Genomic DNA, 18,479 nt, shown 5'->3' with positions numbered 1-18,479 from the left:
TATGCTAGTTATTAATGTATTTCTCAAATACATCTCCAAAATCCTTAATATGATATTGAGAGCGAACGGATGTCAGCCAAGTGAATCCGAATTCGGTCAGCTCTTTATATTGCGTTTCAAGATTGACGCGCTCGGGGCGGGTATGATGAAGAATCGTTACGGCTTTATCCAAGCTTTGTTCCGCCTGATTGATTAAAATATCATTTTCATAGGTTGTTTCGGCAATGCGAAGCAGTGCTTTATATAGATCTTTTAACTTTTCAATTTGGTCTTTGTGCACATCGATGTCAAAGTGTTCAGTGCCCAGCTTGAATTTGATTTCCACATCGAGATCGACTTTTCCCGCGGTTTCCAGAAAAACATCAGACATTTTGAATTGAGAGTAAGGATAGCGTTTTAACGTTCGTTTTGAGGAAGTGGCGCGTTCGCCGTCCACATGGATCAGAGCCAGATTCGTAAAGCAGTATTCGTCTGCTTTCGTTTTAATCAAGAAGTATATTTTTTCATTGTCTTCATGCATGACATAGTCATCAGCATCTGTTTTGTCATAATCCTGAGGTTCGATAATTTTTCCGATATCAGATAAGCCAAGGGCATCTGCTGCGATTTTTTTGAACATCTGTATACGTCCTTCCTATTAACATGATCACCTTATTGTAGCATGGAGGGTTTCTTGCCGGCTATAAGCCTTTAAAAAGATTGGGAACCCAGTCCTTTTTGGCAAGTTCACACGTTTAGAAAGGAAACCGGAATGAACGGCACCGATGGGCATGCTTCAAAAACCCGCTCTCTTACTTCAGGGAGCGGCTTTCTTTTGTTTTGGCACATATTGAAAAACTTCCTCACTCTCAAAGAATTCGATCAGTCTGCTCAGCCAGTCGTAGTAATGGAGCCATTCTCGTAATTCATTCAGCAGCTGGTTGACTTTCTCTTCCGCTTCAGGGGTAAGCCCGTCCCTTTGCAAAAGATCAATCAGCTCCCGGTTTAATTTTTTATACAGCACTTTGTTTTTGCTCACGGTCTTTGTCCAGTTTGCCGCAAATAAAGAAATGAAGGTTTGATAATAATCCTGCTCAACGTCGTAAAGATCTTTTCTCACCCCTTTTTCAAACACCTTCTCGGCAATATTGGCATCGATCATTTCACGGACAACCTGGCTCATCCGTGTTTTGCTCATGCCTGTTGCCTCTGACAGCTCGCTTAACGTCATCGGTTTTCGATTCATATAAATAATCCCAAGCACACGTCCGACAGTGGAAGGCATACCAAACGTCTGCATATTTTCGGCAATCTTCTCAATGAGATGCTCTTCAGCATGTTCAATGATGTCGAGAGCAGTTTTTTCCACAGCTGATCATCCCTTCAAATGGAAATTGGTGGTGTCAATATATCATATTTCTGCCAGCTGTTGAAAATAGCTGAATGCAGAGGAAGAGGGAGGTATCCGGCGTAATTGTAAGAACATCCTTTCCATCTTGGTCATAACAATAAATAATCTGTAAATAACATATAATTTAGACACATTGTAAACTTTTTATTTTATAAAGTTCAAACTATAATAAAGATTATACTTTTCAGAAAATTTATAGGGAACCTGCGGAGGTGCACGGATTGCTGAAATTGGAACAAGTATCAAAAGTATATAAAGGCGGTAAAAAAGCTGTGAACAGCATTAATTTAGAGATAGCCAAGGGAGAATTTATCTGTTTTATCGGCCCGAGCGGCTGCGGAAAAACGACGACGATGAAAATGATTAATAGATTGATTGAACCATCGTCAGGAAAGATCTTGATCGACGGAGAAAATATGATCGAACAGGACCCGGTTGAGCTAAGGAGAAAAATCGGCTATGTCATTCAACAAATTGGTTTGTTCCCCCACATGACCATCCAGCAGAACATCTCACTCGTACCGAAACTGCTGAAATGGCCTGAAGAAAAACGGAAAGAACGGGCGAGAGAGCTGTTAAAGCTTGTGGATATGGGCCCGGAATATTTAGACCGTTATCCCCATGAGCTCAGTGGCGGACAGCAGCAAAGAATCGGCGTGCTGCGCGCACTGGCTGCGGAACCCCCTCTCATTTTAATGGATGAACCGTTCGGAGCCCTTGATCCGATTACGCGCGAATCCCTTCAGGAAGAATTCAAAAAACTGCAGAGAACCTTAAACAAAACGATTGTGTTTGTCACCCACGATATGGACGAAGCGATTAAGCTTGCTGACCGGATCGTGATTTTAAAAGCGGGCGAAATCGTTCAAGTCGGCACACCTGATGAGATTCTCAGGAACCCGGCCAATGAATTTGTTGAAGAGTTTATCGGGAAAGAACGCCTGATCCAGTCAAGGCCGGATATCGAGCGGGTGGAGCAAATGATGAACAGAACGCCTGTGACGATATCTGCGGACAAAACGCTCTCCCAGGCGATTCAGCTGATGAGAGAAAAGCGTGTCGACTCGCTGCTCGTTGTGGACCGGCAGAATGTGTTGAAGGGCTACGTTGATGTGGAAATGATTGATCAAAACCGCAAAAAAGCGAGCGTCGTTGGCGATGTATACCGCTCAGATATATATACCGTGCAAAAAGGGGCGCTACTTCGCGATACGGTCCGGAAAATCTTAAAGCAGGGCATCAAGTATGTCCCGGTGGTGGATGAACAGAACCATTTAGCGGGGATTGTGACAAGAGCGAGCCTTGTTGATATCGTATACGATTCGATATGGGGCGAGGCAGACCAGCTTATGACGATCTGACCAGGAAAGGAGCTCTTTTAAGATGAATCAAATGATGGCTTTTCTGCAAACGAACGGCGGAGAGCTGCTGTATAAAACAGGAGAACATGTATACATTTCACTCATAGCCGTTGTATTAGGCATTATCGTTGCAGTGCCGCTCGGTGTCGCTCTCACTAGAATGAAAAAGGGCGCAGGCGCGATAATAGGCGTCGCCAACATTGTGCAAACCTTGCCGAGCCTGGCGATTTTAGCCTTTTTTATTCCGCTTCTCGGCGTAGGGAAAGTGCCTGCGATTGCCGCTTTATTTTTCTATTCTGTGCTGCCGATCTTGCGCAATACGTATACCGGTATCAAAGGTGTCAACAAAAATCTGCTGGAATCGGGCAAAGGGATTGGCATGACCGGCTGGGAGCAGATTCGGCTTGTCGAAATCCCGCTGGCGATCCCAATCATCATGGCGGGAATCCGCACGTCAACGATCTACTTAATTGGCTGGGCGACACTTGCGTCCTTTATCGGGGGAGGCGGTCTCGGTGATTACATTTTTACCGGCCTGAACCTGTATCAGCCTGAATATATCATTGGCGGGGCCGTCCCGGTCACGATCCTGGCGGTTATGATTGATTATGTGCTGGCTGTCGCAGAACGAAAGGTGACGCCGAAAGGACTGCAAGGAATGAAGGAAGTTTCATAAGGAGTTGGCTCTGTTGAAAACGAAAAAAATCAAATGGCTAGTCGCGCCCGCTCTCGCCTTTGTCCTGCTGCTTGGCGGCTGTTCTCTGCCGGGGCTCGGCGGCGCTTCAAACGACACGATCAAAATCGGCGCACAAAGCATGACAGAATCAGAAATTGTAGCGAATATGATCGCGCAGCTTATTGAACATGATACAGATTTGAATACCGCTTTAGTGAAAAATCTCGGGTCAAACTATGTTCAGCACCAAGCAATGCTGGGCGGTGACATTGATATTTCTGCCACGCGCTATTCCGGAACAGATTTAACAAGCACCCTCGGCAAGGAAGCGGAGAAAGATCCGAAAAAAGCGCTGAACATTGTGCAGAACGAGTTTCAAAAGCGCTTTTCTTATAAATGGTTTGATTCCTACGGCTTTGATAACACATATGCCTTCACCGTAACAAAAACGTTTGCGGAAAAGGAGCATATTCACACCGTGTCTGACCTGAAGAAAAATGCCTCCCAGTATAAATTAGGCGTCGACAATGCTTGGCTGAAACGAAAAGGCGATGGGTATAAAGGCTTTGTCAGCACATATGGCTTTGAGTTCGGCACAACTTATCCCATGCAGATCGGGCTAGTCTATGACGCAGTCAAAAACGGGAAAATGGACGCCGTTCTGGCTTATTCAACGGATGGACGGATTAAAGCCTATGACTTGAAAATCTTACAAGATGATAAGCGTTTCTTCCCGCCGTATGACTGTTCACCGGTGATTCCGGAAAAGGTGCTCAAGGAGCATCCGGAGCTTGAAGGTGTGATTAACAAGCTGATTGGGCAAATCGATACGGAAACGATGCAGGGGCTTAACTATGAGGTGGATGGCAAGCTGAAGGAGCCGTCTGTCGTAGCAAAGGAATTTTTAGAGAAACATCATTATTTTGACTAAGAAAAGAGGCGGATCATATGGAAGTACTACAGCAGCTTGGCAACTACTATTCGCAAAACGGCGGTTACGTGCTGCAGGAGTTTTACCGCCATTTTCTGATGTCGGTGTACGGCGTTTTATTTGCTGCCATTGTTGGCGTTCCGCTCGGCATCCTGATAGCCAGATACAGAAGATTAAGCGGATGGGTTTTTGCGGTGACGAACGTCATTCAGACCATCCCGGCTCTCGCTATGCTCGCCGTGCTGATGCTTGTCATGGGGCTGGGCGCTAATACGGTGATATTGTCATTATTTCTTTATTCTCTTCTGCCGATTATCAGAAACACGTATACAGGCATTATCAGCATTGATCATGCCTATCTTGAATCCGGAAAAGCGATGGGAATGACAAAATGTCAAGTGCTGCGGATGGTCGAACTACCGCTTGCGCTTTCTGTCATAATGGCCGGCCTGCGCACCGCGCTTGTCATTGCCATCGGCATTACCGCCATCGGGACATTTGTCGGCGCGGGCGGTCTCGGTGATATCATTGTCAGGGGATCAAACGCAACAAATGGAACCGCGATCATATTAGCGGGCGCCATCCCCACGGCTCTGATGGCGGTGATTGCCGATTTGGTCATGGGCTGGCTTGAACGCGCGTTAAGCCCGATGAAAAAGAAAAAGAAGAAAAACCTGGCTGGCGCCGCATAAGAAAAAACGCCTTGTGGAAAACAGGGCGTTTTTAGGGCTTCGGTACATGTTTGAATATTTCTTCAGACTCAAAAAACTCAATCAAACGGCCGAGCCAATTGTAATAATCGAGCCATTCTTTTAGTTCTTTCAGCAGCTCATTCACTTTCTCTTCCGCTTCAGGAGTAAGCTCTTCATCCAACATGCTAAGCAGCTCCTGATTGAGTTTTTTATGCATCATTTTGTTCTTGCTGACGATTTTGCTCCAAGTGGCTGTAAACAGCGTGATAAATGTTTGATAGTAATCCTGCTCAACCTCATATAAATCTTTTCGCACGCCCTTTTCAAACACTTTCTCGGCAATGTTGGCATCTAGCATTTCCCGGACAACTTGGCTCATGCGTGTTTTGCTCATACCGGTCGCTTCAGACAATTCGGTCAGCGTCATCGGTTTTCGATTCATATAAATAATGCCCAGCACACGCCCGACGGTAGAGGGCATTCCAAATGCATGCATGTTTTCCGCGATTCTTTCTATTAAATGGTCCTCGGCTTGTTCAATGATCGTTAACGGATCTTTCTCCAACGGTTTCAATCCTTTCAGCTAACAATTCCGATGTCAATATACCACATTTTTGACATGGCGGAAAAGCTGTAACAAGAGAATTCGGCAGGAAATTGGAGCAATAAGGAGATCATCATAGGTCAATGCGGGTAAATCAGCGCTTACACATACTTTATAAACAATATGAACAAATTGTAAACTTTTTATTTTATAAACTTTATTCTATAATGGGAAGCATTCAATTGTCTGAAAAATTAAATATAAACTGAACGAATTGAATAAACTTAATTTTGGAGGTGCGATGTTTGCTGACATTAGAAAATGTCTCGAAAACATACAAGGGCGGCAAAAAAGCCGTGAACAACGTGAATCTTAAGATTGAAAAAGGCGAATTTATCTGTTTTATCGGCCCGAGCGGCTGCGGGAAAACAACAACAATGAAAATGATAAACCGATTAATTGAGCCTTCCGCCGGCAAGATTTTTATTGATGGCGAAAACATCATAGAACAGGACCCCGTAGAGTTAAGGCGTAAGATCGGCTATGTCATTCAGCAGATCGGCTTGTTTCCGCATATGACCATTCAGCAAAACATTTCACTTGTCCCTAAACTGCTGAAATGGCCGGAGCACAAGCGGAAAGAGCGTGCGCGTGAGCTTTTGAAATTGGTCGATATGGGGCCAGAATATTTGGACCGTTACCCTCATGAATTAAGCGGAGGACAGCAGCAGCGAATTGGTGTATTACGGGCACTTGCCGCGGAGCCGCCGCTTATCTTAATGGATGAACCGTTTGGGGCGCTTGACCCGATTACGAGGGATTCCCTTCAGGAAGAATTTAAAAAACTGCAAAAAACCTTACATAAAACCATCGTATTTGTTACCCACGATATGGATGAAGCGATTAAGCTGGCAGACCGGATTGTGATTTTAAAAGCGGGAGAAATCGTTCAAGTTGGAACGCCCGATGACATTTTGAGAAATCCGGCAGACGAATTTGTTGAGGAATTTATCGGCAAGGAGCGGCTGATTCAGTCAGCCAGCCCGGATGTGGAACGGGTCGACCAGATTATGAACACACAGCCTGTAACGATCACCGCGGATAAAACGCTTTCTGAAGCGATTCAGCTGATGAGGCAGGAGCGTGTCGATTCACTGCTTGTTGTCGATGGCGAGCACGTTCTGCAAGGCTATGTGGATGTTGAGATCATTGATCAATGCCGGAAAAAAGCCAATCTCATAGGAGAGGTTTTACATGAAGACCTTTACACCGTATTGGGCGGGACATTGCTGCGTGACACGGTCCGCAAAATTTTAAAACGGGGTGTCAAATATGTCCCTGTTGTGGATGAAAACCGGCGCTTAATCGGAATAGTGACTAGAGCGAGTCTGGTCGACATTGTATATGACTCCCTCTGGGGAGAAGAAAAGCAGCTCGCGGCATTGTCATAAGGAGGCAACAAGTCATGCATCATATTATTCAATTTTTGCAAACCAACGGAGGCGAACTCCTTTATAAAACATATGAACATATCACAATATCGCTCATTGCTGTCATCTTAGGCGTATTCGTTGCCGTACCCCTCGGGGTTGTGCTGACTAGAATGAAGAAGGGAGCCGGCGCGATTATCGGTATCGTCAATATCATTCAGACACTGCCGAGTCTGGCGATTCTCGCTTTCTTTATTCCGCTCTTGGGTGTGGGGAAGGTTCCAGCCATTGTGGCATTGTTTTTCTATTCCGTTCTGCCGATTCTGCGCAACACGTATACCGGCATACGCGGCGTCAACAAAAATCTGCTCGAGTCTGGCAAAGGCATCGGAATGACGCCGGCTGAACAAGTCCGCTTGGTGGAACTGCCGCTTGCCGCGCCTGTCATCATGGCGGGAATCAGAACCTCGGCGATTTACTTAATCGGCTGGGCAACGCTTGCTTCCTTTATCGGAGGCGGCGGATTGGGTGATTATATTTTTATCGGATTGAATTTATATCAGCCGGAATATATCATCGGGGGCGCTGTGCCTGTCACGATATTGGCGATTGTGATTGATTACGTGCTGGCGGTGGCTGAACGAAAACTGACACCTGCCGGCATGCAGAGATTGAAGGAAGTTTCATAAGGAGGCGGCTCATGAATAGAAAATTTCTCAAATGGATGATCGGTTTAACGCTCGCAACAATGCTGACGTTGAGCGGCTGTTCGCTTCCAGGGCTAAGCGCCGCTTCAGACCAGACGGTTAAAATCGGCGCGCAAAGCATGAGCGAATCAGAAATCATCGCCAGCATGCTCGGGCAGCTGATCGAACACCATACCGACCTGAAAACAACAACCATTAAAAATCTCGGGTCCAACGCGGTGCAGCAGCAGGCCTTAATGAACGGGGAAATTGATATCGCGGCCACAAGATATACAGGCGACGCGCTGACAGGCACGCTGAGAATGGAACCTGAAAAAGATCCGGGTAAAGCGCTGGCGCTGATACAGCGGGAGTTTAAAAAAAGGTATGATTTAAAATGGTATGACTCCTACGGGTTTGATAATACATATGCCTTTACGGTCAGCGAGGAGCTGGCGAATCAATATCATTTAGAAAACGTATCAGACGTGAAAAAATGGGCGCCGCAATTAAAGCTGGGCGTTGATAACTATTGGATGAAGCTCAAGGGAAACGGCTATAAAGACTTTACAAAAACTTACGGCATGGCATTCGGCGGCACGTATCCAATGCAGATTGGCCTTGTGTATGACGCGGTGAAAAACGGAAAAATGGATATTGTGCTCGCGTATTCCACAGACGGAAGAATCAAGTCCTATGGCCTCAAAATGCTAAAGGATGATAAACAATTTTTCCCGCCGTATGACTGCTCTCCGGTTGTTCCGGAACATGTTCTAAAAGAACATCCTGAGCTGGAAGGCGTGATCCAGAAAATGATCGGGAAAATCGACACAGCCACAATGCAAGAGCTCAACTACGAAGTCGATGGCAATCTAAAAGAACCGTCTGTCGTTGCCAAGGAATATTTAGAAACGCATCACTACTTCGAATCGTGAAAGGGGGACGAAGGCAATGAACGTGCTTGAACAGTTAATGACGTATTATACGCAAAACGGAAGCTACGTCATGGAAGAATTCAGCCGCCACTTTCTCATGTCGGCTTACGGCGTTGTGTTTGCCGCTGTCGTCGGGGTTCCGGTCGGAATCCTTATTGCGCATTATCGCCGCTTGTCAGCCTGGGTGTTTGCCGTCACAAACGTTATTCAGACCATCCCGGCGCTTGCCATGCTGGCCGTCTTGATGCTTGTCATGGGGCTCGGCGCAAACACTGTGATTGTATCATTATTTCTCTATTCCCTTCTGCCGATTATTCGAAATACCTACACAGGCATTATCAGCATTGAACACGCCTACTTAGAATCGGGAAAAGCAATGGGCATGACGAAATTCCAGGTGCTCCGGATGGTTGAGCTTCCGCTCGCGCTTTCCGTTATTATGGCAGGCTTGCGCACGGCTCTCGTCATTGCCATTGGGATTACGGCAATCGGCACATTTGTCGGCGCCGGCGGCCTTGGGGACATGATCGTCCGCGGCTCAAACGCCACAAACGGAACTGCGATTATTCTCGCCGGCGCGATACCGACTGCGGTGATGGCTATAGGAGCAGATTTAATTATGGCTTGGATTGAAAGGGTGTTGAATCCAGTGAAACAAAAAAACAGAAGCAAGGTAATAAATGTGTAGACCTAAGCAAAAAGGATTCTTTTCTGAGAGGGAAAAGAGTCCTTTTTTTATGGTATTTATTAGGTGAATCTTGATATTTTTTTGATTTTTAGAATGTAAAGTATAAGTAGAGTATTGTAATAATTTTGGTTTAAATAGAATAAAATGGAGGACTCTGCAGAGGGATGTAGAATTGTTGTTATTATATAAAGTGGATAAATATGGGGGGCTATAGACTAATATGAAATCCTTATATACACCTATAGATCATTATATGATTCGGATTCCTTTAGTACATCAAGACTTAAAAAATGAGAATTCTCACGATATCGATCAGTTATTATATGACCTTTGCAACGATTCATTGTTTCGTGAACAAATACTGGTATCCAGCAGGACGCTTTACGAAACAATACATACTTTCCTGCAATCGCCGAATAAATTAAAAGGGAAAAAAAAGCGCAACTTTCAGCAGGCTATTTTGAAGTATGCAACAAGAAGAGCAACGAGAACCACACCTTTTGGCCTTTTTTCTTCGGTGGGAATAGGGTCTTTCGCCAATAAAAATCAATTGTCTTTTGACCAACACTCATTTTACAAAAAGGCTCGGGTTGATTTTAAGTGGCTCTATCAACTCATTAGAAAATTGGAAAATGAATACAGCGACCGGCTTTCTTTCACATTAAATTCCGCTTGCTATATGAAAGGTGACCGGGCTTACTTGTTGTACAGTACAGATGGAAAATCTGAAGAAGTTAGTGTTCGGGCGACTTCAGTTTTCCATTTGGTAAAAGAACTTTGTGGTGAATCTGCTGCTTATCAAGATATGATCCGTTGTTTGGTAGATAACTATCCAAATACCCCAATCAATAAAATTAATCAGTATGTAACAGACCTTATTGACAAAGAGTTCTTGATATCAAATTTACGTCCGCCAATGACTGTTTCAGATCAATTTCAGTATGTAATTGTTCAAGCGGAAAACAGCCATATTCCGAATGATCTCATTCAGGCTTGTAAGAACATTCAATATCAGATAGATACATATAATCGAATCGCGATCGGAGAGGGGGAGCATCAGTATGTAAATCTGATTGAAACAATGGATAAACTCATAAAGACATCATCTCCTCTGCAAGTAGACGCTGGATTAGCAGACTCCTCTATTCAACTAGATCATGAAACATCTCTTGCCATAAGTGAATTGGCCAGCATGTTTACTTATATGGCTTCTCCTTCCGCAAAGAATGTAGACCACTTAGAAAAGTACAAACATGTTTTTTTGGAGCGCTATGGATATGAAAGAGAAGTTCCGCTTTTAGAAATGCTTTGTTCAAACACTGGCATCGGTGCGCCTGCTACCTATACGAATCCTGCTAATGAATTCTTTGAAGAAACATCATTTCCGGATCAATTTTCACCTGAAATGAAACAATTTTTCCTGAGAAAGTATTTTGAATCAGTTAGAAAGAAAGCTCCTATTCAATTAAATGACGAAACATTCCATAGCATATGCAACGCTACCATTTCTGATGAAGAGATCCCTTTATCACTTGAGCTCAATTTCTTTGTTAAATTACGAAATGGGAAAGTCATGCTTTATTTAGGCCCTAACGTGGGGTCAACCCGCGCAGGGAAAACATTTGGCAGGTTTTCCTATATGTCTGATTCAATCAGTGGAGTCATAGAGGCCTTACATAACAAGGAGAAAGAGTTAACAGAGAAACATTCGAAAGTTTGTGAGTTGAGTATTGTACCTAATCAGGTCAGGTCTGGAAATGTAACTAGAAATGTAAGCTACCGAGAAAAAGAAATGTCTCTTTTTACGAATAGCGCTCTGCATCTTAATGATTCCGTCAAAGCAGAAGATATTCTAATTGGAATCAATAAGAACGATATCTTTTATGCTAGACATAAAACAACTGGCGAAATTCTGTCTTTTGAATCAAATCATATGTTTAATCCGTTGTTAATGACAAACGCTATACGATTCTTATTAGAAATTTCAAGGGACGGAAAAAGAAAATGGAGTGACTTCCCTTGGGTTGGCATCTATAGTGATTTCAAGTATATCCCTGAAATCAAATATAAAGAGATAACCTTATCATGCGAACAATGGCTGATATACAAAAGTGATGTAAGCATGCACTCGAATTCATCACTAGAAGAGATGAAATCTGCTTTTTTTGAATTTCATCGTACTTATGAACTGCCGCAAACATTTTATATCGTTAACGCAGACAATCGATTATTGATTGATATAGAGGATGAACGTACTTTGGAGGTTTTTTTCTGGGAACTGAAAAAAACGGACCATAACCAGCCATTACAACTTATGGCTGCTGAGCGTGATGAAGATGCATTGATGGATAAAGACCAACATGTCTATTCTGGAGAAATCGTCGTTCCGCTGCTCAGAAAACAGCCAGAAAAACCATTGAATTTACCGATTCTTAACGCAATAGAGGAAAGTGGTTCCGACAGAATAAAAATGCCATTTGAAGATTGGCTGTTTATTAAGCTTTATTGTAAACAAACAAGGGAAGAAGAGTTAATTGCTTTTGAAATAGCGGATTTTTATAACCAGATTTCTGATCAATATCCAGTCAGACATTTCTTTATGAGGTATCGGGATCCAAAGCCTCATGTAAGATTTAGATTGAATGGAAAAGCCGAAGTGCTGTACAGCTTGTTTCCTCAACTATTGAATTGGCTGAAAAGCTTAAGAGAAAAAGGGCTGGTTTCAGAGTTTGTTATCACTCAATACGAGCGGGAGATAGAACGATATGGCGGATTATATCTAATGGACGCTGCAGAACAGCTTTTCTGTGAAGACAGCAAAGTTGTTGAAACGATAATTAGAATGCACCGGATGAAAGATATTGCGATAAGCAAGGAAATTGCAGGCATGGTTTCGGTTATACAGTTTTTAGAACAGTTCGAGCTAACGTTTGAAGAACAGTTAACTTTTTTAGAGAGAAATTCCTTGCAGAATGAGTATCGTACTGAATTTAAAAAGGATCGAGAACTGTATATTGAGATGTGCAATTCTGATCGAGATTGGGATCATCTCAAGAAAACAAGTGATGGCAGAATACTATATGAAACGTTGAAAGCAAGAAAAATGGCCGCAGCTCATTATGCAAGTTTAATCAAACAGGCATTTGATAACAAAGATGAGATTTATTCACGCATAGGAAGTGTCATCCATCTGCATTGCAATCGTTTATTTGGAACTGACAGAGAACTAGAAAATAAAATTCTTACCCTATGCAGACATTCTTTATATGCGCAACGATATCACAAGATGAATGGTAGTTTAGTATGGAAGTAAAGGAACAACTGAAGCTAAAAGAGCTGCTGTTTATCATGAAACAAATGCCTAAGACGTTCAAGTTGATTTTCACCTTAGAAAGATCACTGTTTTTAAAGTTGATAGTATTCAGCATTATTACCGGTATTCTGCCAATTGTTTCACTATATATTTCACAAGAACTGATTAATTCCCTTGTGACGATCCGGAAAGATGTGTCAATTGTTATCACCATTTTCTTGACATATCTAGGGGTATCTTTTTTTTCGGAGCTCATTTCGCAGGTTTCCGAATTTTATAATGGCAAATTTCAATTAAATATTGGTTATAAGCTCAACTATAAAGTCATGAAAAAGAGCAGTAATTTAGCTCTCAAGGACTTTGAAAACCCGGAAATATATGACAAGTTGGAGAGGGTAACGAAAGAGATCAGTTATAAGCCCTATCAGATTATTCAAGCCATCATTACAATGATCACATCCTTTGTGACGCTGCTCTCATCAATTGCGTTTTTGATGTCATGGAATCCTAAAGTCTCACTCCTGTTGTTGGTTATTCCGGTCATTTCTCTTTTCTATTTCTTGAAAATTGGCCAGGAAGAATTTTTCATACACTGGAAAAGGGCAGGAAAGGAAAGAAAGTCTTGGTATATCAGCTATATACTCACACATGACTTTTCTTTTAAAGAATTAAAATTGTATAACCTTAAGGATTATTTGTTAAACAAGTACTGGGATATCAAAAAATCATTTATAGAACAAGATACAAAGATATTAAGAAAGAAAACGTATTTGAACCTCATATATGAGATTGCAGTGCAATTAGTTGGAGCTGTCATTATTTTTATTGCCATCATGTCTGCTTTTGCGGGAAAAATAATGGTCGGTAATGTAATGAGCTATATCAGATCGGTTTCGCTGGTGCAAAATCACTCACAATCTATCATGACAAGCATTTATTCGATCTATAACAGCAATCTCTATATGAATCAATTGTATGAATTTCTGGAATTAAAAGAAGAGAAAAGTCAAGGTCACAAGAAGCCAATTGTTGAGCCTATTCATTCTGTTGTTTTTCAAAATGTCAGCTTTATCTATCCCAACCAAGGAGAACAGACACTGAAACATATTAACGTTTCCTTGCATAAAGGAGAACGTGTAGCCATTGTCGGGCCAAACGGATCAGGGAAAAGCACATTCATTAAGCTCCTTACCGGCCTATATGAAGTTCAGCAGGGCGACATTTTGATTAATGGAACAAATATTAAAGAACTGGATATGGAAAGTTATATGAACCAAATTGCAGCGCTATTTCAAGACTTTATGAAATACGAAATGACATTAAAAGAAAATATAGGATTCGGACAAATTGATAAACTACATCAAACAAACAAAATGCATGAGGTTCTCGATGTTGTAAAGGCCGATTTCTTAAAAAGCCATTCTTCCTATCAATTCGATACACAGCTCGGACTATGGTTTGATGAAGGAAGACAGTTATCCGGCGGACAATGGCAAAAGATTGCTTTGGCAAGAGCTTATTTTAGGGAGGCTTCCTTGTATATTTTGGATGAGCCCAGTTCTGCGCTGGATCCAATTGCAGAAAAAGAAACGTTCGATACTTTTTTCAGCTTGTCAAAAGATAAAATAGGAATCTTTATTTCCCATCGATTAGTTGCTGCCAAACTTGCAGATCGAATCATTGTAATGGATGAAGGAGAAATTGTAGGAATAGGATCACATGAAGAGCTATTAAAAACATGTCCGTTATATAAAAAAATGGATGAATCCGAGAACTATATGAATCCATTAGAGGAGGAAGGCACCAAATGGAAAGAGGCACTGTATCAGGGATAGAAGTTGAAATTGTGAAAGAAATGGCTCGTCAAATTTCTAATTACGATAAAGTGCTTGAAATAGTGAATCAAAAAGATAATTTTCGCAGCATCGGTGAAGTTCCGCTGATCCCTTGGAAGTCAACTGCTTTGAGTCACGGGATACCTGGCATTTGCATGTTATATGCCGAATTGCACGCCCATTTTCCTGAGGAAGGATGGGACGACCTAGGACATCAATATTTGTCGATTTTAGTAAATGAAATAAAAGAAAATGGGATGCATACTCCTTCAATGTTTTCTGGAGCAGCTGGCATTGGGTTGGCAGCAGTCTGTTTATCGCAACATTTCACCTATTATAATGGTTTGATTTCTAGTATTAACGACTATTTGGCTGAAACCGTACCTCAATTGCTTGCTGATTTTGAGCAGCGGCAAGTGTATATGAGTGACTACGATGTGATAGAAGGAGTTAGCGGCATTGCAAGCTATCTGCTGCTATTTCAAGAAGATAAGGCTATGGGAGACTTGTTAATTGATATGTTAACCTATCTGGTTAGGTTAACCGAAGACATTACCGTAGATGGAGAAACAGTTCCTGGGTGGCATATTCCTTCTCAACATCAGTTTACTGATATTGAAAAAAAAGCTTATCCTAACGGCAATTTTAATATGGGATTAGCACATGGAATACCTGGTCCTATTTGTGTTCTGTCTTCAGCACTCATGCAAGGAATTGAAGTAAAGGGGCAAGAACGCGCGATTGAAAAAATGGTGGACTTCCTACTGCGATTTTCCGAAAAAGAAGAGCAAGACCGATTGTTTTGGAATGGAATTATTAGCTTTGAGGAGTATCAAAACGGATCTCCGCCTAACGCAGTCAATTTTAGCAGAGATGCTTGGTGTTATGGGAGACCTGGTGTATGTCTGGCGATTGTTAAAGCTGGAAAAGCACTTCAAAATCCTGAACTTTTAAATATCGGAGTACAAAATTTAAGATACACAATATCTGATATAAAGGGAATTTATTCACCTACCGTATGCCATGGTTATAGCGGTATCGGTCAGATTATGCTGGCCGTCAATCAACTCACCGGACAAGAGTATTTTAAGGAAGAGCTTCAAGAGATCAAACAAAAGATTATGAGCTTCTATGACAAGGATTATATCTTTGGATTCCATAACTATGAATCAATGGAAGGGGACGAAGTGGTGCCTTTGCAGTACGTTGGTCTGTTGGATGGCGCTGTAGGTGTAGGGTTAGGGATGTTAAATATGGAATTAGGATCAAAAACAGATTGGACAAAAGCATTATTAATTTAATAAAAAAAGGAAAAAATGATAAAATCTTGATATTTTTCCGTTACTATATAGGTATTGAAAGGAGGTGACCAATATGTCAAAGTTCGATGATTTCGATTTGGATGTTGTAAAAGTCTCTAAACAAGACTCTAAAATCACTCCTCAATGGAAAAGTGAATCACTTTGCACACCAGGATGTGTAACGGGTGCATTGCAAACTTGCTTCCTACAAACACTTACTTGTAACTGCAAAATCTCTAAATAAGTAAAACCACTAATCACTTTGCCTCGACTCCTTGCACTTCTGAGCGTCATACATACTTATCTTTTTAGAGTTGAGACATGTGAAAAGCAACGGGTGTGAAAGAGTTATATCTCACACCCGTTTTTTATATTCAGCTTCATGGGGGATAAAGGGACCATTGACAAGAAATGAATGAATCAAGGGTTCTTAACAGGGATTTTAGTTAAGAATATTTGAAGACAATCATTTAAATTTGGAGATGAATAGTTTTGTCTAGAGTGAGGAGTGTGATCTGATCACACTTTTTTTATTTGGCATGTGATCGTGGAGCTGGCCCCCAAATGCCTAAAGTTTCCACTTGGAAATGTTTTTTGATTAAATTTTGATAAAAGTATTCTAGAATGGTCTGCATCCGGTGAAAAAGCATCTTCATATGGCTAAATAAAGTCGGTAATTAACAGCGATTGGGAAATTTCATAAGATTGAGGTGGTGTATGTTGTTTTTGAAAAGATGTGTAAACCTGTTAGGCTGTTTCATTGTTTTATGTACGTTATCGGCTTGTCAATCATTCACAAAGTTTAAAGATAAGGTTGTTGAAGAAACGAAAAAAACAATGCATTTTACTGATGACAACGAAAACGAGACATCTGAAACAATGGAGAGCTTGATTGATAAGGGAAAACTCGATCAAGTGGTCTATGACGATCAACTTTATCAGCTGAAAGATAAAGTTGATGAAGACAAAAAAGGAAAAGTCATTGGGGCTATAGGCCAAACTTTCTTTGTAGATGGTGATGGAAAGAGATGGTCGGAAGAAGAACTAAAAGAACCGTATATCTCTAATGACCCGGATGAAATCAGAGAGAAAAAACCTTTACGCTATGGGAAGGTTTACAGTACAAACGAGGAAACTGATGTCAACGAGGAAATCATTGTTGAGTTTAATCGTGAGTATTATCGAGCGGTCTTGATAAAGAATGAAACGGAACAAGGGAGAGAGTGACATGAGTACAGTCTTATTAGAAACCAAAAGTCTTACAAAAAGGTTTGGCAAAGAAACAGCTGTTTCAGATGTTTCATTAACTGTTCAAAAAAACAGCATTTACGGTCTGCTGGGACCAAATGGAGCTGGAAAGTCGACAACCCTAAAAATTTTAACGGGAATTTTACGGAAAACGTCAGGTGAGGTTTTCTTTGACGGACATAAATGGAAACGATCTGATCTGCAAAATATCGGATCGTTAATAGAATCTCCGCCTCTTTACGATAATTTAACAGCATTTGAAAATGTGAAAGTACATGCCACGCTGCTCGGCCTTTCCGAAGATCGCATCCACAGTGTGCTAAAGACTGTAGATATGCTGCATGCTGGGAAGAAAAGAGCAGGGCAGTTTTCGATGGGAATGAGGCAGCGGCTTGGAATTGCAATCGCCCTATTAAATCACCCTACATTATTAATTCTTGATGAACCTACGAACGGGTTAGATCCAATAGGAATACAGGAACTTAGAGACCTTATTCGCTCATTTCCTCAGGAGGGAATCACGGTCATTTTATCTAGTCACATTCTTTCAGAAGTAGAGCAAATTGCAGACCATATCGGCATTATCGTCGGCGGTCATCTCGGGTACGAGGGGAAAATAAACGAGGCGGATGATTTGGAGCACTTATTTATGGAAGTGGTAAAGGCAAGCCGTGAAAAAGAAGGTGTCAAAAGATGATAAATTATATAAAAGCCGAAAACCTAAAGTTTAAGAGGACGTTTTCTAGAAAAATGATTATCTTTGTACCTCTTCTTAATATAGGTTTTTCTTTTTTAATGAACGTTCAGTTTTTTGTATCAGGCACTTATAACTGGTGGTCTATTTTGTTTATGCCGGTAATGATTGCATTATTTTGTTCTTTATCTCATCAAAAAGAAAAAAAGGCCTCCGATTATAATGGGACGTATTCATTGCCTATAAATCTGGGGAAAGTATGGTATGCTAAAATTATCATTATTGTCATTTATTCACTATTATCTCAGATTGTATTTTTGATTTTTATGTTACTCATGGGATTCGTTATAGCTGATTTTGCCATTATTACGCTTTCTACAATCGCTGCAAGCTTGTTGCTTTGGTTAACAAGTCTTTGGCAGATACCACTCTGTTTATTTGTGGCCAAAAAGTGGGGGTTGACAATAGCGGTCATGTTAAATCTGATAGGAACCTTCGTTCTGGGCATTATGCCGGCCTCACGTTCCTTTTGGTGGTTCATTCCGTGGAGCTGGCCAATTCGAATGATGGCTCCAACTATTGGTATTCACCCTAATGGCCTGCTGCTTGAGAATAATGATCCTTTATTGAGTTGGCTGGTCATCCCTCCTGCTATAGTGATTTCTATTCTGTTATTTTTGATACTGGCATTTTTCACTAGCCGTTCATTTGCTCCTTCCATCGATTACAGAACAAAAAAGCAGGGGGCGATGTAA

General features: G+C 41.6%; 18 protein-coding genes. 15 read left to right on the top strand and 3 right to left on the bottom strand.

Features of this window, described 5'->3' with window-relative positions; genetic code table 11:
* Positions 1 to 4 precede the first annotated feature (4 nt).
* Both M1D98_RS16275 and opcR read right to left on the bottom strand, forming a co-directional pair.
* Positions 5 to 619, bottom strand: a complete 615-nt coding sequence (locus M1D98_RS16275) for a PH domain-containing protein (protein ID WP_456279733.1) — start codon at positions 617 to 619, stop codon at positions 5 to 7.
* Positions 620 to 796: 177 nt separating this feature from the next.
* Positions 797 to 1,348, bottom strand: coding sequence for an opuC operon transcriptional regulator OpcR (opcR, locus tag M1D98_RS16270; protein WP_268559071.1), 552 nt, complete (start codon positions 1,346 to 1,348; stop codon positions 797 to 799).
* Positions 1,349 to 1,611: 263 nt separating this feature from the next.
* On the opposite strand from opcR, the gene opuCA reads away from it, so the two are divergent.
* From opuCA to opuCD, 4 genes are read left to right on the top strand one after another with little or no spacing between them, the layout of a single operon-like run.
* A complete protein-coding gene (opuCA, locus tag M1D98_RS16265) occupies positions 1,612 to 2,751 on the top strand; it encodes an osmoprotectant ABC transporter ATP-binding protein OpuCA (RefSeq protein WP_121643302.1) in 1,140 nt (379 codons plus the stop codon).
* Positions 2,752 to 2,773: 22 nt separating this feature from the next.
* The gene (gene opuCB / locus M1D98_RS16260) at positions 2,774 to 3,427 is read left to right on the top strand and encodes a glycine betaine/carnitine/choline/choline sulfate ABC transporter permease OpuCB (RefSeq protein WP_121643301.1); all 654 of its coding nucleotides are present in this window, start codon (positions 2,774 to 2,776) and stop codon (positions 3,425 to 3,427) included.
* A 13-nt stretch (positions 3,428 to 3,440) separates the two neighbouring features.
* Entirely contained in the window at positions 3,441 to 4,358 is a 918-nt protein-coding gene (opuCC, locus tag M1D98_RS16255) for an osmoprotectant ABC transporter substrate-binding lipoprotein OpuCC (RefSeq protein ID WP_121643300.1), read from the top strand.
* Positions 4,359 to 4,375: 17 nt separating this feature from the next.
* A complete protein-coding gene (opuCD, locus tag M1D98_RS16250; protein WP_010328633.1) occupies positions 4,376 to 5,050 on the top strand; it encodes a glycine betaine/carnitine/choline/choline sulfate ABC transporter permease OpuCD in 675 nt (224 codons plus the stop codon).
* 31 nt (positions 5,051 to 5,081) lie between these two features.
* Here the strand turns inward: opuCD and M1D98_RS16245 are convergent, their stop codons facing one another.
* Positions 5,082 to 5,615 carry a GbsR/MarR family transcriptional regulator gene (locus M1D98_RS16245; RefSeq protein WP_456279732.1) on the bottom strand — a complete coding sequence of 178 codons (534 nt, stop codon included), beginning with the start codon at positions 5,613 to 5,615 and terminating at the stop codon, positions 5,082 to 5,084.
* 284 nt (positions 5,616 to 5,899) lie between these two features.
* Here M1D98_RS16245 and opuBA point away from each other — a divergent pair, with 284 nt between their 5' ends.
* From opuBA to M1D98_RS16190, 11 genes are all read left to right on the top strand, one after another.
* Positions 5,900 to 7,045 carry a choline ABC transporter ATP-binding protein OpuBA gene (opuBA, locus tag M1D98_RS16240; RefSeq protein ID WP_121643299.1) on the top strand — a complete coding sequence of 382 codons (1,146 nt, stop codon included), beginning with the start codon at positions 5,900 to 5,902 and terminating at the stop codon, positions 7,043 to 7,045.
* Between the two features lie 14 nt (positions 7,046 to 7,059).
* The gene (gene opuBB, locus M1D98_RS16235; RefSeq protein WP_121643298.1) at positions 7,060 to 7,713 is read left to right on the top strand and encodes a choline ABC transporter permease OpuBB; all 654 of its coding nucleotides are present in this window, start codon (positions 7,060 to 7,062) and stop codon (positions 7,711 to 7,713) included.
* Positions 7,714 to 7,724: 11 nt separating this feature from the next.
* Entirely contained in the window at positions 7,725 to 8,645 is a 921-nt protein-coding gene (gene opuBC / locus M1D98_RS16230) for a choline ABC transporter substrate-binding lipoprotein OpuBC (RefSeq protein WP_121643297.1), read from the top strand.
* 16 nt (positions 8,646 to 8,661) lie between these two features.
* Positions 8,662 to 9,333: an ABC transporter permease gene (locus M1D98_RS16225; RefSeq protein ID WP_121643296.1), complete on the top strand. Its 672-nt coding sequence runs from the start codon at positions 8,662 to 8,664 to the stop codon at positions 9,331 to 9,333.
* Positions 9,334 to 9,553: 220 nt separating this feature from the next.
* Positions 9,554 to 12,646 carry a lantibiotic dehydratase gene (locus M1D98_RS16220; RefSeq protein WP_121643295.1) on the top strand — a complete coding sequence of 1,031 codons (3,093 nt, stop codon included), beginning with the start codon at positions 9,554 to 9,556 and terminating at the stop codon, positions 12,644 to 12,646.
* Positions 12,637 to 14,481, top strand: a complete 1,845-nt coding sequence (locus M1D98_RS16215) for an ABC transporter ATP-binding protein (protein WP_121643294.1) — start codon at positions 12,637 to 12,639, stop codon at positions 14,479 to 14,481. The genes M1D98_RS16220 and M1D98_RS16215 overlap by 10 nt, the downstream gene beginning before the upstream one ends.
* A complete protein-coding gene (locus M1D98_RS16210) occupies positions 14,454 to 15,782 on the top strand; it encodes a lanthionine synthetase C family protein (RefSeq protein WP_121643293.1) in 1,329 nt (442 codons plus the stop codon). Before M1D98_RS16215 ends, M1D98_RS16210 begins: the two co-directional genes overlap by 28 nt.
* A gap of 73 nt (positions 15,783 to 15,855) precedes the next feature.
* Positions 15,856 to 16,026 carry a gallidermin/nisin family lantibiotic gene (locus M1D98_RS16205; RefSeq protein ID WP_003220055.1) on the top strand — a complete coding sequence of 57 codons (171 nt, stop codon included), beginning with the start codon at positions 15,856 to 15,858 and terminating at the stop codon, positions 16,024 to 16,026.
* A 473-nt stretch (positions 16,027 to 16,499) separates the two neighbouring features.
* Positions 16,500 to 17,009 (top strand): NisI/SpaI family lantibiotic immunity lipoprotein, encoded by a 510-nt coding sequence (locus tag M1D98_RS16200; protein WP_205600454.1) that lies wholly within the window; start codon positions 16,500 to 16,502, stop codon positions 17,007 to 17,009.
* A 1-nt stretch (position 17,010) separates the two neighbouring features.
* Positions 17,011 to 17,727: a lantibiotic protection ABC transporter ATP-binding protein gene (locus tag M1D98_RS16195; protein WP_121643291.1), complete on the top strand. Its 717-nt coding sequence runs from the start codon at positions 17,011 to 17,013 to the stop codon at positions 17,725 to 17,727.
* Entirely contained in the window at positions 17,724 to 18,479 is a 756-nt protein-coding gene (locus M1D98_RS16190) for a lantibiotic immunity ABC transporter MutE/EpiE family permease subunit (RefSeq protein ID WP_010328623.1), read from the top strand. The genes M1D98_RS16195 and M1D98_RS16190 overlap by 4 nt, the downstream gene beginning before the upstream one ends.

Source organism: Bacillus sp. K7, assembly GCF_053903245.1.
This window is presented reverse-complemented; position numbering and strand designations above follow the sequence as displayed.

What these genes read in the sequence shown, in the direction of transcription:
- M1D98_RS16275 (WP_456279733.1), bottom strand. Translation starts at nt 619, where the DNA reads ATGTTCAAAAAAATCGCAGCAGATGCCCTTGGCTTATCTGATATCGGA.
- opuCB (WP_121643301.1), top strand. Translation starts at nt 2,774, where the DNA reads ATGAATCAAATGATGGCTTTTCTGCAAACGAACGGCGGAGAGCTGCTG.
- opuCD (WP_010328633.1), top strand. Translation starts at nt 4,376, where the DNA reads ATGGAAGTACTACAGCAGCTTGGCAACTACTATTCGCAAAACGGCGGT.
- opuBB (WP_121643298.1), top strand. Translation starts at nt 7,060, where the DNA reads ATGCATCATATTATTCAATTTTTGCAAACCAACGGAGGCGAACTCCTT.
- opuBC (WP_121643297.1), top strand. Translation starts at nt 7,725, where the DNA reads ATGAATAGAAAATTTCTCAAATGGATGATCGGTTTAACGCTCGCAACA.
- M1D98_RS16225 (WP_121643296.1), top strand. Translation starts at nt 8,662, where the DNA reads ATGAACGTGCTTGAACAGTTAATGACGTATTATACGCAAAACGGAAGC.
- M1D98_RS16220 (WP_121643295.1), top strand. Translation starts at nt 9,554, where the DNA reads ATGAAATCCTTATATACACCTATAGATCATTATATGATTCGGATTCCT.
- M1D98_RS16215 (WP_121643294.1), top strand. Translation starts at nt 12,637, where the DNA reads ATGGAAGTAAAGGAACAACTGAAGCTAAAAGAGCTGCTGTTTATCATG.
- M1D98_RS16210 (WP_121643293.1), top strand. Translation starts at nt 14,454, where the DNA reads ATGGAAAGAGGCACTGTATCAGGGATAGAAGTTGAAATTGTGAAAGAA.
- M1D98_RS16205 (WP_003220055.1), top strand. Translation starts at nt 15,856, where the DNA reads ATGTCAAAGTTCGATGATTTCGATTTGGATGTTGTAAAAGTCTCTAAA.
- M1D98_RS16200 (WP_205600454.1), top strand. Translation starts at nt 16,500, where the DNA reads ATGTTGTTTTTGAAAAGATGTGTAAACCTGTTAGGCTGTTTCATTGTT.
- M1D98_RS16195 (WP_121643291.1), top strand. Translation starts at nt 17,011, where the DNA reads ATGAGTACAGTCTTATTAGAAACCAAAAGTCTTACAAAAAGGTTTGGC.
- M1D98_RS16190 (WP_010328623.1), top strand. Translation starts at nt 17,724, where the DNA reads ATGATAAATTATATAAAAGCCGAAAACCTAAAGTTTAAGAGGACGTTT.